The 17,024-nt window shown below is 70.2% G+C and carries 3 protein-coding genes; all 3 read right to left on the reverse strand.

Translation table 11 applies throughout. The features are described 5' to 3' along the window. The coding region (locus SX243_18995; protein MDY7095067.1) for a hypothetical protein at positions 1–316 on the reverse strand (316 nt) is incomplete at its 3' end. Between the two features lie 74 nt (positions 317–390). Continuing rightward, the gene (locus SX243_19000) at positions 391–2,223 is read right to left on the reverse strand and encodes a hypothetical protein (protein ID MDY7095068.1); all 1,833 of its coding nucleotides are present in this window, start codon (positions 2,221–2,223) and stop codon (positions 391–393) included. 74 nt (positions 2,224–2,297) lie between these two features. Beyond that, positions 2,298–16,952, reverse strand: coding sequence for a beta-propeller fold lactonase family protein (locus SX243_19005; protein MDY7095069.1), 14,655 nt, complete (start codon positions 16,950–16,952; stop codon positions 2,298–2,300). Positions 16,953–17,024: the final 72 nt, after the last annotated feature.

The raw sequence follows: 17,024 nt of genomic DNA on the forward strand, positions 1-17,024 counted from the left end.
CGTTGACGTCGTATTTGACGACGAAGAAATCGTTCAGGCCTTCGGAGGTCAGGATCCCCGACCCGAAGAAAGCGGTGCCGCGGAAATCACCCACGGTGTAGACATTGCCCGCGGAGTCGGTGACCGTCGCCCGGGCGCGGTCATCCAGCGAGCCGCCGCCGCCGGAGGGCCAGAGGGCCAAGGCACTCGCCGCCGGCAGCAGGCAGAGGATCGAGAGCGCTGCAAGCAACGGCCGCCGGAGGGTCTGAAGGGCCAGGGAAGCCCAGAGACCCCGGCCCAAGAATGGGGCGAAGGAGGGAAGGAGGGAGGATTTCATCGCGCTGCCTCTCTTTGATTCCAGATGGGCTCTCGTTGATTCCAGATGAGCTCTCATTGATTCACGACGGGCCTTCATTGGTTCAGCACCGGGGTCGCCGCCACCCGGCGCAATCGGAACGTGCCGGAGACGAAGATGTCGTTGCGGTGCAGGCCGGAGAGGGTCTCACGGAAGGTGCCGGCCATGAAGGAATCCCCCAGATCCGGCTCTACTCCGCCGCGGACGTCGGGATCGCTGGCGGCGAACTCGAAGACCATCGACCGGGTCACTGCGTAGGCCTCCTCCCGGGGGGCGAGGAATTGGGCGTCCAGATTGTCGTGATCCGGATGGAAACCGTGCTTGAAGGGATTGGTCGGGAAATCCGACCCCAGGGTCAGGGTGCAGCTCAGGGTGCCGCCGATGGCGAAGCTGCCATCCAGGTCGACGCTCTGCCCCGGGAAGTCATAGCCCACGGTGCTCAGGCGATACCCCACCGGCACGCCGTCCCGCAACGAGGCGCCCTGGAAGTTGGGAATCAGGCTGTCGTCGGTGAGCAGAACGTAATTACCCGGCGTGTCGACGGTGAGGGCGGTGGGATCGTCGGGATCCGGTGCCATGGTGCCGTCCTGCCACAGCTGGATCACCTCCTTGAGCAGCCGCGCCTGGCCGAAGCCGTCGACGTGCACCAGCAGCCGGAAGGAAAAGTCCCGGCCGGTGCTCTTGGGCACGGCGCCGCCGGTCTGGGCTTCGCTGACACCGTTGACGCTGGCGGAGCCCACCCACAGCCCGGCGAAGGGGGTGGACGAGGTCATGCGGTCGTAGATCGCCCGCACCGCCCGGGGGTTGTCCTCCCCGCCCGCCGCCTTGGCGGCGCGCAGAGCCGCCCCCGCCGCCGTCGGCACGGTGGCGGCGGCATTCACCGCCAGCCGCCGGCGCACGCCGCGGCCGTCGGTCACCTCGAGCACCGAGGCCACCTCCTCCGTGGAGAAATCCTGCCGCCGCACCGCCAGGTCGACGAAGCTCTCGCCGCCGGCGGGCACCGGCACCGCCAGCGCCGAAGGCAGCGCCGGCCAGCTCTCCTCGCCGGTGTCGGGATCGAAGCGGTTCACCGCCATCTCCACCGGCGTCGCCGACGACAGCTGCCGCAGGGTGACGGTGAAGTCGGTGTCCGTGGCGTTGTTGAAGCGCACCCGCTGGGAGACCAGGGTGGCGCCGTATTGCAGGCCGTCGCTCTGCTCCAGATCCACTTCCAGCGGCCCCTGATAGATCGAAGCGCCCTCGGTGTAGATCCAATAGGCCTCGCCGGATTGCACCGGTTCGAAGTCCGGGTTGGCCACCAGCTGCCAGACCCCGGTGCCATCGAGCCGATAGACCTGGGCCGGACTATGGGCCTCGGAGGAAGCGAAGTAGTCGCCGAAGGTAGGCGGCGCCGCCGGATCCACCGGCAGACCCACCAGGTTGAAGGAGTCGGTGACCCAGCGCTGGCTGCGTAGCGAAGGCCGGCCGCTGACGGTCCAGGTCACCGGCTCGTCCCCCTCCAGCTTGATCAAATAGGCGCGGTTGGGCTGGACGATGAAGAGATTGGTGAGGAAGGCCTCCGGTCGCGGCCGGGGGAAGAAGCCCAGCCAGCCGTCGCGGTTGACCAGCCCCTCGGCGGGATCCTGGATGAACTCCACCGTCGAGAAGCTCGGATTCCAGGTCCAGACGCTGGCCACCGGCAGCCCCTCGAAGACCGACTCGGTGTCGTTGGGCTCCGGTTCCACCTCCAGGTAGACGGAGTTCCACCCCGGTTGCAGCACGAAGCTCTGCTGCACCTGATCGCTGGCCGCCGCCGGCCATGCCCAGAAGAGCACTCCCAGCACTCCTAGCAACGGCAGAAGGATCCCTACCGCCGTCGTGCGCCGTCCCATTCTCTTGCTCTCACTCATCACCCGGCCTCCTGACCGCTCGCTGCCAAATCCTCGAAGTTCCTGCATCTCACGAAGCCTTTCCGCTAGCTGTCTCATGGCGCCCCCTCCCCTCCGCCGGAAGATTCGCCATCGGGAGATTCCGCACCGGAAGCGCCCGAAGTACCGGGAGTCCCCGGCACCGCCCGGCGGGCCGCCCGCGGCGGCGCCGGAAGCTCCAGGCCCTCGAGGAGCTCGGCGTTCACCGACACCTCCGCCTCCTCCCGCAGCTGGCGGTAGAAGTCCTCCCGCACCGCGTCCCGCTTCTCCTCCAGCAGCTGCCGGCGTACCGCGGCGCGATAGCGCTCCAGGGGCAGCTGGCGCCCCTCTTCCAGGTCGACCAGCTTGACCACATAGAAGGCTCCATCGGCCTCCACCAGCTCCGAGACCTGTCCCGCCTCGGCGAGAGCGAAAGCCGCTTCGGTGACCTCCGGACCCCATTTGTACTCGCGCCCGGGAATCAACCAGCCCACCACGCCGCCGATGTATTTGCTCGCACCGTCGTCGGAAGTGCGGGTCGCCAGCTCGCCGAAGCCGACGGTGTCGGGAGGCTGCCGCCGGGCGGCTTCCAACGCTTCCTCGGCCTTCCGGCGCAGCGCCCGGCGACGCTCCTCATCCGCCCGCGCCGGCACCTCGATCTGGATCAACGCCACCCGCCGCCGGTCCGGCCGGCGGTAGCGGTCCCGATCCCGCTGGTAACGCGCCTGGATCTCTTCCTCGCTCACCTCCACCGCCGCCATGCGCTGCTCCAGCTGGTCCTCCAAGAAGCGGCCGATGAGGATGCGTTCGATGGCCGCCTGCACTTCCGGATCCTGGTCGTAGCCTTCCCGGCGGGCCGCCGCCAGCAGGCTCTTGCGCTCGATGAGGTGATCGAGGAGCGCTTGCTTCTCCGCCGCCGTGGCGGAACCTTCCTGCGCGCTGGCGGAGCCGGCGGCGGTGGCGGCAGCGGCGTCCTGGAGCTCGGCGACGGTGATCTCCTCGCCGCCGACCCGGGCCAGCACCGCATCCGCCTGCCCCAACATCAGCGCCGGCAGCGTCTGCAGGATCTGGAAGAGGGGACCGCCGTTCCAGAAGGAGACCCCCGGACCCGGTTCCTGCCTCAATCCCTCCAGCGACGGACGCAGCTTGCGGTGGAGCTCGCTGCCGCCCTCCAGCCGCTCGTAGCGGTGGCGGCCCCGGGTGCCCGCATCCACCCCGTCGACGGCGCCGAAGCGCACCGCATCCACCCGCAGGCGATGGTTGTCGACTCCGGTGAGGTCGGCGGCCACCTCGCCGTCGATCCACAGCCGCAGCCCGCCGGCGGAGCTCTCCACCCGCGGCGAGGCCCACCAATCCGCCTCCAGCTGGTGGCGGCCCGGGGCCAACGGCGCCCAGGTCGACTCGATGCGCCGGCCGTCGCCGGTCCAGGCCACGGCCCGCACCCGGTGCCCGCCGGTGCCGGCGCCCAGCTCGAGGGCGAAGACGGTGCGGCCGGTGAGCTCGTCCTGAGCCGCGTAGATCTGATGGAAAGCTCCCGGCGCCAGGGTGGTGTCCCCGGCGTCGAAGACGAAGCGCGCGCGGTAGCGCTGCTCCCGCTTCGGCCCGTCCTGCTGGCGCCAAGCGTCGGTCCGGCCCGGGGTCAGGATGAATTCGAAGGGACCCACCAGATCACCCACGGTGCGGCTCCAGCGGCTCAGATCGCCGGTCTCGAAACCGTCGAAGAAGATCTGGCCGTCGGGAGCGACGATGGGATCGGCGTCGGTCTGGCTGTTGTTCCCCGGCTCCGGGTCCGCCGACGCCGGGGTCACCAGCGCCGTGGCGGTGTTGCTCAGAGTGCCGGTGGCGATGGGATCGACGGTGGCGGTGACGGTGTAGGCCCGTCCCTCGCCGGGGAGCAGATCGAAGGTCTGGTCGATGCTCACCGGATTCCCCGGCAGATCACCGCAGCTGACGCCGCCGAAGGTCTGGCAGCTCCACTCCAGGTCGAGCAATTGCGCCGGGAAAATGTCCAGCAGCCGCACGTCCTCGGCGGTGCTGGGACCGAGGTTGGCAACCTCCACGGCGTAGACCACCGGATCGCCGGAGATCACCTCGTCGACGCCGTTGCTCTTGGTCACCGCCAGGTCGTGGACCCGCACCAAGATGTCCTCATCTGTGTCGGTCTCGTCTCCCGGCACCGGGTCCGCGGCGCCGGGTTCCGGCTCCACCTGGGCGAGGTTGAGCAGGGTGCCGGTGGCAGACGGATGCACCGTGGCGGTGACGCTGTAGGTGAGGGTGCCGCCGGCCAGCAGGTCGACGGTGTCCGCCACGTCGCCGGGAACCGGCCCGGCGGAGCAACTGGAGCCGGCGCTGGCGACGCAGGTCCAGCTCGCCGTCGCCGCATCGAAGCCCGCCGGCTGGGTGCCGGCATCGTAGACCGGCAGCAGATCCAGCACCCGGGCGGCGAAGGCGTGACTGGGGCCGGCGTTGGTCACCACCAGGGTGTAAGTCAGCGGCAGCCCGGCAACGGCGGTGGTCTGGCCGTCCTCCTTGGTGAGGGCCAGCTGGGATGCCGGCACCATCTCCGTGGCGTCGGTGCAGCTGTCGTTGTCGGCGTCGTCGGCGGCGTCGAGGCAAGTGCCGGCGGCGTGGGCGCCGCCGGGGTCGGTGATGCCGCCCGCCGGGATGGACACCACCGCGGTGTTGAACAAAGTCCCCCGGGAGCCCGGATCCACCAGCCCCTGGAAGCGGTAGACCGCGCTGGCTCCCGCCGCCAGGTCGAGGCTGTCGTCCAGCACATCGGAGACCACGTCCCCGTCCGTGCCCGCTCCGCAGCCGGAGGAGGCCTGGCCGCGGAAGACCGCCAGGGTGCTGGTACCGCTGCTGGCGGTATAGACCCGCCCGTCGGCGACCCCGGCTCCGCCGCCGCTGCCGACGCCGACGAAGCGCACCTGGTCGAGCCCGGCCACGGTGGCCGTGGTAACCCCGGTGACGGTTTCGTCGCCGTCCCGCAGCGCCCCCATCAAGCTCAGCTGACCGTAGCCCGCAGCACCGGCGGAGACCTCCCGGCGAAAGACGCTGAGAGCGCCGTCGTTGACGCCGGTGGCGTAGACCCGGGAGCCGTCGGGGCTCACCGCCACCGCACCGGCACCGTCCAGGCCGCCGACACCGCCGGTGCCGTCGCGCAGCAATTGCAGGAAGGTGAGCTCGCCGAAGTCCGTCTGCTCCGGATCCTCCTGGCGCCGGAACACCGTCACCGAGTCGTCGGTGAGGGCGGCGGCGTAGAGATGGAAGCCGCCGGGGCTCAGGGCCAGGGAGACCACGAAGTCGAGGCCGTCCACCACCGTGGCCCCGGGCACCGGGGTCAGGGCGGCATCGTCCTTGAGCACCTGCAGCAGGGTCAGCTGGCCGTAGCTGGAGCTCGCCGGGTCGGCGTCGCGCTGGAAGACCGCCAGCGCGTCCGCTTCCTGGGCGGCGGCGTAGAGATGCTCGCCGTCCGGGCTCAAGGCGATCCAGCGGGCACCGTCGAGGACGCCGATGGGAACCTGTCCGAAGCCGTCCTTGAGCCGCTGCACCAGGGTCAGCGAACCGTAGCTCGACTCACCGTCGTCGGTCTCCCGGCGCAGAGCCACCACCGCATCGTCGTCCCGCCCGGCGACATAGACGTGGGCGCCGTCGGGGCTCACCGCCACCGCCGCCGCTCCCGCCAGGCCGTCCACCGGCACGCCGGCCACCACCTGACCGTCGGTCACCGAGCTCAGGAAGCCCAGCTCGCCCTCGCTGCCGCGCTCGAAGACCGCCACCGAGCCGGCGGTGGCTCCGGTGACGTAGAGATGCTTGCCGTCCGGGCTGAAGGCCGCCGCCGAGGCTCCCGCCAGCCCCGCCACCGTGCGGGTACCCTGGGCGTCGCCTTCGGAGACGATCTCCTGGAAGAAGAGCTGGTCGCCGGCGCCATGACTGAACACCGCCACCGCGTCGTCGTCGGCGCCGGCGGCGTAGAGATGCCCGCCGTCCGGGCTCGCCACCAGCCAGCGCACCCCTGCCAAGCCGTCCACGGTGGCCGGTCCTTGAGCCTCGCCGTCGGTCCAGCTCTCGACGAAGCCGAGGACGCTGGAGCTCTGGCACGACCAGGCGGAGCCGCCGGCGACGAAGCCCGCCGACGCGGCCCCCTTCAACGAGTCGGCGAAGAGGGGGAGCTCGTCCAGCACCTGGGCACCGGAAATGTCGCTGGGGCCGAGGTTCTGGACCTCCAGGGTGTAGGTCAGCAGCTCGCCGGGCACCGCTTCGGTCAAGCCGTCGGTCTTGATCACCGCCAGATCCGCACGGTGCTCCAGGGTGCCGGTGACGGTCGCCTCGTTGTTGCCGGGAATGGCGTCGAGAGTGTCGGCGGGGGCGGTCACCGTCGCCCGGTTGGTGAGGTCGCCGTCGGCGCCGGAGCTCACCGTCCCGGTGGCGGTGTAGGTCACCCGGCCCCCGAGGATCACGTCGACGGTGTCGAAGATGGCGCCGGTGCCGGCCCGGGTACACAGAGAGCCGCGCTGCCGGCTGAACGCCGCCAAGGCATCGTCCCCGGTGCCGGCGGCATAGAGATGACGCCCGCCGGGGCTTACCGTCACCGCCGCCACCGCCGCCAGGCCGTCCACCGTACCCAGCGGCGCGCCGACGTCGTCGAGCACCGTGTCGCCGTCCTCCAAGCGTTGTTCGAAGCTCGGCAGACCGGTGTCCGCATCCCGGCGGAAGACCGAGATGCCGTCGCCGGCGGCGATGTAGAGATGCCCGCCGTCGTCGCTCAGAGCCAGGGACCGGGCCGCCGCCAGGTCGCCGTCCACCAGCGACTCCACGAAGCTCAGCAAGCCCGTGGTGCCGTCCCGCAGGAAGGTCACCAAAGTCCCGTCGCCGGCCACGTGGAGATGGTCTCCTCCGGCGCTCACTGCCAGGGATCGAGCCCCCGCCAGACCGTCCACCGTCCCCACCACCGCACCGGAGGCGTCCATATAGTCGTCGCCGTCCGCCACCGCCGCCACGAAGGTCAACGCGCCGGAGGCCGCATTGCGGGAGAAGATCGCCACCGCCCCGTCACCGGCGGCGTAGAGGAAGTCCTCGTCGGAGCTCAGGGCCAGGGACGCCACGCCCAGCAGCCCGCTCACCGTCTCGCCGCCCTGGGTCGCCCCTTCGAGCACCGCACCGGCAAAGGTCACCAGGCCCGTGCCGGCGTCTCGCGCGAAGCGGGCGATGCCGTCGTCCGCCTCGCCGGCGACATACACGTGGGCGCCGTCGCCGGTCACCGCCAGCGCCGCGGCGCCGCCCAGGGCGTTGATTCCGCCGACCCCGTCCTGCTCCACCTGCAGCAGGCTCAGAGCGCCCTCGCTATCCCGCTCCAAGACCACCAGGGCGTCGTCACCGGCGGCAGCGGCGTAGATCTCGCCGCCGTCGGCGCTCTCCACCAGCGCCGACACTCCCGCCAGGCCGTCCACCGTGCCCACCGTCATGCCGTCGTCGTCGAGAATGGCATCACCGTTCTCGATGGCGTCGACGAAGCTCAGCAGTCCGTTGCGGATATCCCGCCGGAAAATCGCCACCCCGGCCTCGGTGCCGCCGCCGGCGAAGACCCACAGGCCATCGGCGCTCACCGTCACCGCCGAAGCACCGCCCAGGCCGTCGACGGCGTCGCCGGCGTCGCTGGGGTCGTTGACACCGTCCCGCTCGACCTCGAAGGTCACCCCGCTGCCGGTGTCAAGACGTTCCACCGGCGACAGCAGTCCCGCCACGGGCTCCGCCTCGCAGGTCCAAGAAACGTCATAGACCGCCTCCGGGAAGAGGTCTCGAACCTCGGCGCCGTAGGCGTCGCTGGCGCCGGTGGCGGCCAGGTTCTCCACCGTCACGATCCAGGTCACCTCGCCGCCGGCCACCAGCTCCGCCGCCGGATCCAGCTGCTTCGAAATGCTCAGATCCGCCGCCGGGGCCAGCACCGTGTCGTCGTCGGTGTCGCTGTTGTCCGTACCATCGAGCTCGATGACGCCGTCGGGAGCGGTCACCGTGGCGGTGTTGACCAGATCCTCGGTGGCCTCCGGCAGCACCGTGGCGGTGGCCCGCACCTCCAGCACACCGCCGGCCTCCAGGGAGATGCTGATGTCGATGTCACCGGTGCCCTCGAGCACTCCGCAGAAGCTCTTGTCCGCCAGGCCCTGGATCAGGGTGCATTCCCAGGTGACGTCGGTGAGGCCACCGGGGAAGTTGTCCACCAGCCGCGCGCCGCGGACGTCGCTGGGGCCATCGTTGCGCACCTCGATGACATAGGTCACCGGCTGCCCCGGCGCCACGCCGCCACCGCCCTCGCGCTGGAATTCCTGGAAGTGAAGCTCGCCGCCGGCCTGGCGCTGGTAGCGGCTCACCGCGTCGGCGGCGGCACCGGTGGCATAGAGATCTCCGCCGGTACCGCTGAGCACCAGCGTGCTGGCACCGGCGAGACCGCCCACCACCGCGCCGGCGGAATCCGCCTGGCCGTCCCGCACCGCCTCCACAAAGCTCAGGCGGCCGAAGTCGGCGCTGGCGCTGGAGGACTCCCGGGAGAAGACCACCAACGCGTCTCCGGCGCCGGCGGCGACGTAGACAAAGTCATCGTCCACCGCCAGCCCCTCGGGGCCTTCGAGGCCGTCGACGGTAGCTCCTCCGCCGTCGGCGCCGCCGGCGGTGAGGGTCTCCACCGCGGAGAGCAGACCGAAGTCAGTGCTGGTGCTCTGGGCGTCGCGGCCCCAAACCGACAGGCTGTCGGATCCCTCGGCGGCGGCGTAGAGATGCTCGCCGTCCGGGCTCAGGGCCAGCGAAGCCACACCGTCGAGGGCGACGCCGGTGGCGTCCCGCACCGCATCGAGGAAGCTCAGCTGACCGAAGTCAGCGCTCAGGGAATTGCTCTCCCGGGCGAAGATGGACACGGCGTCGTCCCCGGCGCCGGCGGCGTAGAGATGCTCGCCGTCCGGGCTCAGGGCCAGCGAAGCCACCGCCGCCAACCCGTCGACGTCGTCCAAACCGTCGGTGAGCACCTGCACCAGGGTCAGGCTCCCGAAGCTCGGATTCGCCTCGCCGTCGGCGAGCTCTTCCTCGTCGTCCCGACGCCACACCGATACCGCATCGCCGGCGGTGGCGGCGGCGTAGAGATGCTTGCCGTCCGGGCTCATAGCCAGGGCCGAGACCCCCAAGAGGCGCCCGTCGGAAGGATCGTCGGAAGCCGTTGCCAGGTAGGTCAGGCGGCCGAAAGCCGGATTCGCTTCGCCGGTGGTCTCGAGGCGCGCGCTGTCGCGCCGGAAGATCGCCACCGCGTTGTCGCCGGCGCCGGCGGCGTAGAGATGCTCGCCGTCCGGGCTCAGCACTACCGCCGCGGCACCGTTGAGCCCCTCGACACCGTCCTGGTTGTCCACCAGGGCCTCGACGAAGGTGAGCTCACCGCCGGTGATGTTGCGCTGGAAGACCGCCACCGCATCGCTGTCGCCACCGGCGACGTAGAGCTGGCGCCCCCCCACTTCGGAACCGTCGCCGTCGGGATCCGGCACCAGGACCAGATCAGCGGCGCCGGCGAGGCCCCGCACCTCGATGAACTCGTCCGCCTTGGTGAGGGAGAGGTCCACCCGCGCCGACAGGTCGTCGGAATCGGTGCTCTGATTGTTGCCCTCCACCGTGTCGCCGGTGGCCGGGTCGTCCTGGTTGGGATCCTCGACGCTATCCGGCGGGATCACCTCGGCGGTGTTCTCCAGCTGGGTGGAAGAGCATGGGTAGGGCGGCGGGCAGGCATCCGCCGCCACCATGCCGGTGATTTGATAGACGATGCGGCCACCGGCGGCGATGGACACCGAATCCTCCAGCAGCGTTCCGGAGCCGCCGGGGGCACAGCTGGTGTCCGCCGGCCGCTCGAAGACCACCAGGGAATCGTCGGTGCGGCCGGTGGCATAAACCGCCCGGCCATCGGGAGCCAGGGCCACTCCCTGGGCACCGTCCAACCCCTGCACCCGGCCCAGGCCTTCGCGCTGGGTTTCGATGAAGAAGAGACTGCCGTCCAGCTCCGGATCGCGGCCGAAGACCCCGAGGGCGTCCTCGGCGCCGGCGGCGGCGTAGAGGTGATAGCCGTCCGGGCTCACCGCCAGGGAGCGGGCACCCGCCAGACCGTCGACACCGCCGGTGCCGTCCACCAGGGTCTGAACCAGACTCAACCGGCCGAAGTTGCCGTTGGCGACGCCGCCGACGGTGGCCTCGCCGTCGCGCTGGAAGACGACTAGTGCCCCGGCTCCGGAGCCGGGCCCGGTGACGTAGAGGTTGAGCCCGTCGGGGGAGATGGCCAGAGCCGACGCCTCCGCCAGACCCGGGATGGTGGCGGACTGCTGGCGTTCCAGGAAGGTCAGCTTGCCGAAGTCGGGATTGGCCCCGCCGCCGCCGTCCAGCTCCGGCGCCCGCTGGAAGACCACCACCGCGCCGTCGTTGGCGCCGGCGACATAGACGTGATCGCCCCCGGCTTCCGCTCCCGCACCGTCCGGGTCGGGGCTCACCACCACCGCGCTGGCCCCGGCGAGGCCTTCCAGCCCCACCTGAGCCTCGACGAAGGTCAACGCTCCCACGCCGTCCCGGGCGAAGACCGCCACCGCATCGTCGTTGGCGCCGGTGACGTAGAGGTGCTCGCCGTCCGGCGAAACCGCCAGGGATGACGGCTGGTCGAGACCATCGATGGTGACGGCGCCCTGAGCCTCGCCGTCCTGGATCGCCGCCACGAAGGTCAGCAAGCCGGTCCCGTCGTCGCGGCGGAAGTGGGCGACCTTGTCCTGGCTGACGCTGGCGACGTAGAGATCCTCACCGTCCGGCGACAGGGTCAGCGCCCCGGCACCGGCGAGTCCATCGATGATCAGCGCGCCCTGGACCTCCCCCTGCTGCAGCAGATCCAGCGGCGCCAGCTCGCCGGTGACGGCATCGCGGATGAAGATCGCCAGCGAATCCTCCGCCAGACCGGTGACGTAGACATACTCCCCGGAGTCGTCGGGGCTCACCGCCACCGCGAAGGCGCCGTCGAGGCCCTGCACCTCGTCCTCACCGTCTTCCAAGGTCTGGAGATAGCGCAGCGATCCGGAGGGCACCGCCAGGCAGGTCCAGGTGGCGCCGTCGGGGAAGACCGCCGCCAGATCGTCCCGCACCGTCGCTCCCACCACGTTGCTGGGCCCGTCGTTGGTGACGGTGAGGGTGTAGGTCAGCTCCTGCCCCGGCACCACCGTGATCTCGTCGTTGGTCTTCTCGATGCCCAGATCCGCCACCGGGGCGATCTCATCGATGTCGGAATCGGTGTCGTTGCTCGGATCCACGTCCACCGCGCCCCCCGCCGGCACCGCCACCGTGGCCTGGTTCTCGATACACCGGGCGCCGGCGGGGAAACCCATCCCCGCGGGGCACGCCGGAGCGGTGGAATAGGCCGCCGGATCCACCTCCGCCACGGCGGTGTAGGTGATGCTGCTGCCGCCACCGAGATCCACCACGTCCTCGATGTCGCCGGTGCCGGCGCCGGTGCAGCGGGAGCCGGAGGCGCGGCTGAACAGGGCGATGGCATCGTCCTCGAGGCTCACGGTGTAGACGTGGCGCCCGCCGGGGCTGACCACTGCGGCGAAGGGCTGATCGAGATCGGTGACCCCGTCGACGCCGTCCTGGCGGGCCTCTACGAAGGTCAGCTCGCCGGTGGACTCGGCGCGGGCGAAGACCACCAGAGCATCGTCGAACTCGCCGGTGGCATAGACCAGCTTGCCGTCGCCGCTGACCACCACCGAGCGCGCTCCGGCAAGGCCGTCGACGGTGAGCTCGCCCTGTTCGTCCCCGTCCTTGAGCACCTCGACGGAGGTCAGCTGACCGTAGCTGGAGCTGGAATTGTCGTTGTCCCGCAGGAAGACCGCCACCGAGCCGTCGAGGCCGGCGGCGACATAGACGTGGGCGGTGCCGGTGCCGTCCCCGGGGTCCGGGCTCACCGCCACCGACTGCGCCCGGTCGAGGCCGTCCGTCACCAGCGCACCGCTGATGGAAGTGAGAGCGTCGTCGTCCTGGAGCACCTGGAGTAGCTCCAGATCACCGCTGGCGGTGTCGCGCTCGAAGACCGTGAGGGTGTCGTCAAAGGCGCTGGCGACGTAGACGTGGACGTTGTCCGAGCTCACCGCTACCGAGGAGGCGCCGGAAAGACCGGCGACCCCGTCGACACCGTTGGTGAGGCTCTGGGCGAAGATCAGGCGGCCATCCGTACCCCGCAGGAAAACCGCCAGGGCGGCATCGAATTGGCTGGCGGCGTAGACGTGCCCGCCATCGGGGCTCACCGCCAGGCCGCTGACGCCGAACAGGCCCTCGACGCCGGAGACCCCGTTGCGCAGCACCTGGATGAAGCTCAAGCCACCGTCGGCCACCGCTTCGAAGACCGCCACCGCGTTGTCCGTTTGACCGGCGACGTAGACGTGAAGATCGTCCGGGCTCACCACCACGGCGGAAGCGCCGGCGAGGCCGTCGACGCCCAGCACGCCGTCCCGATGCACCTCGAGGAAGCTGATCTCACCGCTCACCGGATCGCGCTCGAAGACCGCCAGGGATCCATCGGCGAAGCCGGTGGCGTAGAGCCGTTCGCCGCCGGTGCTCACGGCTACGGCGGTGGCACCGTCGATGCCGTCGACGGTACCGGAGGGCTGGACATCCCCCTCCCGCACGACGGAAACGAAGTCGAAGGCCGGCGGCGCGCCTTCCCGCAGGAAGACCGCCAGGGCGTTGTCCTCGGCGCCGGTGGCGAAGACCCGGTCGCCGTCCGCGGCTACCACCACGTCGCTGACCCCCGCCAGGCCCTGGATGGTGGCGCCGGTGGGATTGCCGTCGGCGTCCAGCGCCGGCGTGTTGTCCACCACGTCCTGCTTGGGTACCGACAGCTCGCCGGTGGCGGTGTTGCGCTGGTAAACCACCAGGCTGTCGAGCTCGCTCACCGAGGCGTAGAGGTGCTGGCCGTCGGGGCTCACCGCCAGCGCCGACGGGCTGCCGGATCCGAGCTCCGCGTCCTGGCTCACGGCGCGGAACTCCACTTCACCGAAGGCGCCGCTGGTGCTGTCCCGGTCGCGGGAGAAGACCGCCACCGCACCGTCGCCGGCGTTGCTGCCGGCAACGTAGACGGAGCTGCCGTCGGGCCCCACCGCCACATCCAGCGCCGCCGTCAAACCTTCCACCATGGCACCGGCCTGAACGTCGCCGTCCTGCACCCGCTGGAGGTAGCGGAGTTCGCCGAAGTCCATCTCCGCCGAGTCCGCGATGCGTTCGAAGACCACCAGCGAGCCCGCCGCCGCGATGTACAGATGCTCGCCGCCGGTCGCCGCACCGGTACCGTCCGAATCCGGCGCCAGGGCCAGGCCGGCGGCGGCGCTGAGACCGGCGATGGCGGTGCCGTCGGCATCCATGCCTCCCTCCGCCAGGGTCTCCAGGAAGCGCAGCCGTGCGCTGCCGGGATCCCAGGAGAAAGCGCTCACCGCCGAGCCTCCGTCCCCCAGCACGTAGAGATGCTCGCCATCGGGGCTCATGGCCAGCGCCCCGGGGCTCACCAGGCCGTCCACCACCAGTCCCGACTCGGCGTCCGTCTGACCGTCCCGCTCGGTTTCCACCAGCGTCAGGCTGCCGTAGTTGGGGCTCCCCGCCACCGTGTCCCGGCGGAAGGCGAGCACCGCATCGTCCCCCGTCGAGACGAAGACGAAGCTGCCGTCGGGGCTGGTCACCAGCCGCGACGGTCCGGCCAGGAAGGTCAGGGCGTTGCCCGCGCCGTCGGTGCCACCGTCGCTGAGGGTCTCGACGAATTCCAGCTCGCCGGTCGCGGAATTGAGGGCGAAGACCGCCAGGCTGTCCTCGCCAGCACCGGCGACGTAGAGATGAGCACCGTCGGGGCTCGCCGCCACCGCCGACGCTCCCGCCAGGCCGTCCACCGAGTCCAGGCCGTCGGTGGCCGCCTCGGCGAAGGTGAGCAGGCCGGAGGCCGGTGCCTGGGAGGAGCAAGTCCACACCACGTTGCGCAGCTCGGCCGGGAAGTAATCGGTGACCGTCACCTCGGCGGCATCGTCGGTGGCGGAGTTGGTGACGGTGATGGAATAGGTCACCGTCTCTCCCGGCACCGCCGTCGAACGGTTATCGCTCTTGGTCACCGCCAGATCCACCTCCGCCGCCAGGATCGCTCGGGCGGTGTCGATGGCGTTGCCCGGGGTCGGGTCGACGGTGCCGCTGGGCGGATTCACCTGCGCCGTGTTGGTGAGCACCGCCGGAGCGCTGGCATCCACCACGCCGGTGACGCTGTAGACCACCTCGCCCCCCACCGGTAGATCCACCGTCTGATTCAAATTGCCCGCGCCGCTGGCGGTGCCGCAGTCCGCACCGCCGCTGGCGGCGCAGGTCCAACAAGTGGGTGCATCACAGGTGAAGCCACTGGGGAAGCTATCCGTCACCGTCGCTCCGACGGCATCGCTGGGGCCTGCGTTGCTCACCACGATGAGGTATTCCAGCGGTGCCCCGATCTCCGGCGAAACGGTGACCACCGCCTTTTCCACCTGCAGATCGCTGCTGGGCTCGAGAATGGTGTAGACCTCGGCCTCGTTGGGCAGCGTCGGATCCCCCAGCCCCGACGGCAAGGTCGCGGTGACGGTGTTGAGCAAGCAGCGGCGAGTGCCCGGCGGCGGATCCACCGAGTCGGGACAGTCGATGCCGGTAGCGGAGGCGAGCACCGTGCCTTCGATGTCGTAGGTGACGCTGGTGCCCGCGGCCAGGGTGACCGAATGGCTGAAGCCGCTCCCGGAGGCGGCGCCGCTGCCGCAGCTGCCGCCGCCGGAAGTGGTGCAGGTCCAGCAGGTCGGCGTATCGCAGACGAACCCGCTGGGGAAGCTATCCTCGACCTGGACCCCGGCGGCGTTGTTCGGTCCCTGGTTGGATACCGTGACCTGGTACGAGAAAGACTCTCCCGGTACCGCCGGCTCGCCACCGTCGGTCTTGGTGACCTGCAAATCCGCCAGCTGGCGAATCTCGGTGGTATCGACGCTGCAATTGTTGTCGCTGGCGTCCGTTGGGCAAGCATTCCCCGGAGCCGTGGAGCCGCCATTGGGATCGCTGGTGCCCGCAGGCGCGACGACGAAGGCGGTGTTACTAACACTACCGGTTGCCCCGGTGCGAATGCGCGCCACGGCCACGTAGGCGAGGCCCGACCCCGCCGGCAAGTCCACTCTCTCGTCGATATCGCCGGAACCGGTGACGGGATCCGTACTGCCGGTCATCAGGGTCTCGCAGGATCCCCGCCGCCCCAAAGACAAAGCCGCCACGCTGCTCGTAGCCGAGCTCGAGGAGTAGAGATGACGCCCTTCGGGGCTCGCCACCACGGCTCGCGGCTCACTGTCTTCCTGATAGCCGATGCCTTCCAGGAAGATCGCCGCACCGGTGGCCGAACGCTCGAAGACGGCGACCTGACCATCCGCCGGACCGGTCACATAGACCCGATCCCCAGTGGCCGCCACCGCCACTCCCGAAGCCGCGTCCAAGCCGTCGACACCGGAAACCCCGTCGACATCGCTCTCCATGAAGCTCAGCATGCCGTCCGCGGCGACGGTGAAGGTCACCAGAGCATCGGAGACGGCGGCAGTGACATAGAGATGATCTCCATCGGGGCTCGAGGCCAGCGCCGACGGCCCGTTCAGATTCGTCACTCCGTTTGTTCCGTTAGTCTCGGCCTCCAGGAAGGTCAGGCCACCGGCCTGCACCGAGAAGACCGCAATGCCATCGCTGTCCGAACCGAGGGCGTAAAGGGTCTCGCCATCCGGACTCACCGCTACCGCCGAAGCCCCCGCCAGCCCCGAGACGCCGCCGTCGCCGTCCCGCTGCACTTCCAAGAACGTCAGTCGGCCGTCCGACCCGATGGTGAAGACCGCCACCGCGTCATCGTCCGCACCGCTGGCGAAGAGCAGGCTACCGTCCGGGCTCACCGCCACTCCCGAAGCCCCCGCCAACCCGTCGACCCCGCCGGCACCGTCGATCTCCGCCTCCAGGAACCGTAGGGTGCCGTCCCCCTGCACCGCGAAAACGGCCACGGCGTCGTCGTCCCTCCCCGCCACATACACATGGGTACCACCGGGAGCGACCGTCACCGCCACCGCGCCGTTCAACCCGTCGACGACGGTACCGCCGCCGTCCGCAGCACCGTCGGTGAGGGCCTCCACCACCGTCAGCTCGCCGAAGGTCGCCGAGTCCGGGTCCCCGTCCCGGCGAAAGACCTGCAGACCGTCGTCGCTGGCCGCCACCGTGTAGAGGGCGTCTCCGCCGGGTGACAGAGCCACTCCTTGCACTCCCGCCAGCGCCGCCACCCCACCGGAGCCGTCCTGCTCGATCTCCAGCAGCGTCAGCTCTGTTCCCAGAGTGCAGCTCCAGTCGAAGGTGCTGAGCTGAGCGGTGTCGTAATCGTCGAAGATGCGCGCCCCTTCCACACTGCTGGGGCCGGCGTTGTTGACGCTGATGAGGTAGGTCAGCTGATTGCCGGGACCGGCGAATTCCACGTTGTCGGTCTTGGCCACCACCAGATCCGTCTGGGGGGTCAGCTCGGTATCGCTGTCCTGGTCACTGTCGTTGGTGGCGACCAAATCCTCGATCCCCGCCGCCACCGCCGCCGAGGCGGTGGTCTGAAGACAGTTAGTGGTGCCGCAGGCGGTTCCCGCCGCTCCCGGATTGACCGTCGCCTTCAGGCTGTAGGTCACGCTGTCGCCGGCGGCCAGGTCGATCTCGTCGGAGAGATTCCCGACGCCGCTGGCGCTACAGGTGGAGGTGGT

It is taken from the genome of Acidobacteriota bacterium (genome assembly GCA_034211275.1).
In the GTDB taxonomy this organism is placed as follows: domain Bacteria; phylum Acidobacteriota; class Thermoanaerobaculia; order Multivoradales; family JAHZIX01; genus JAGQSE01.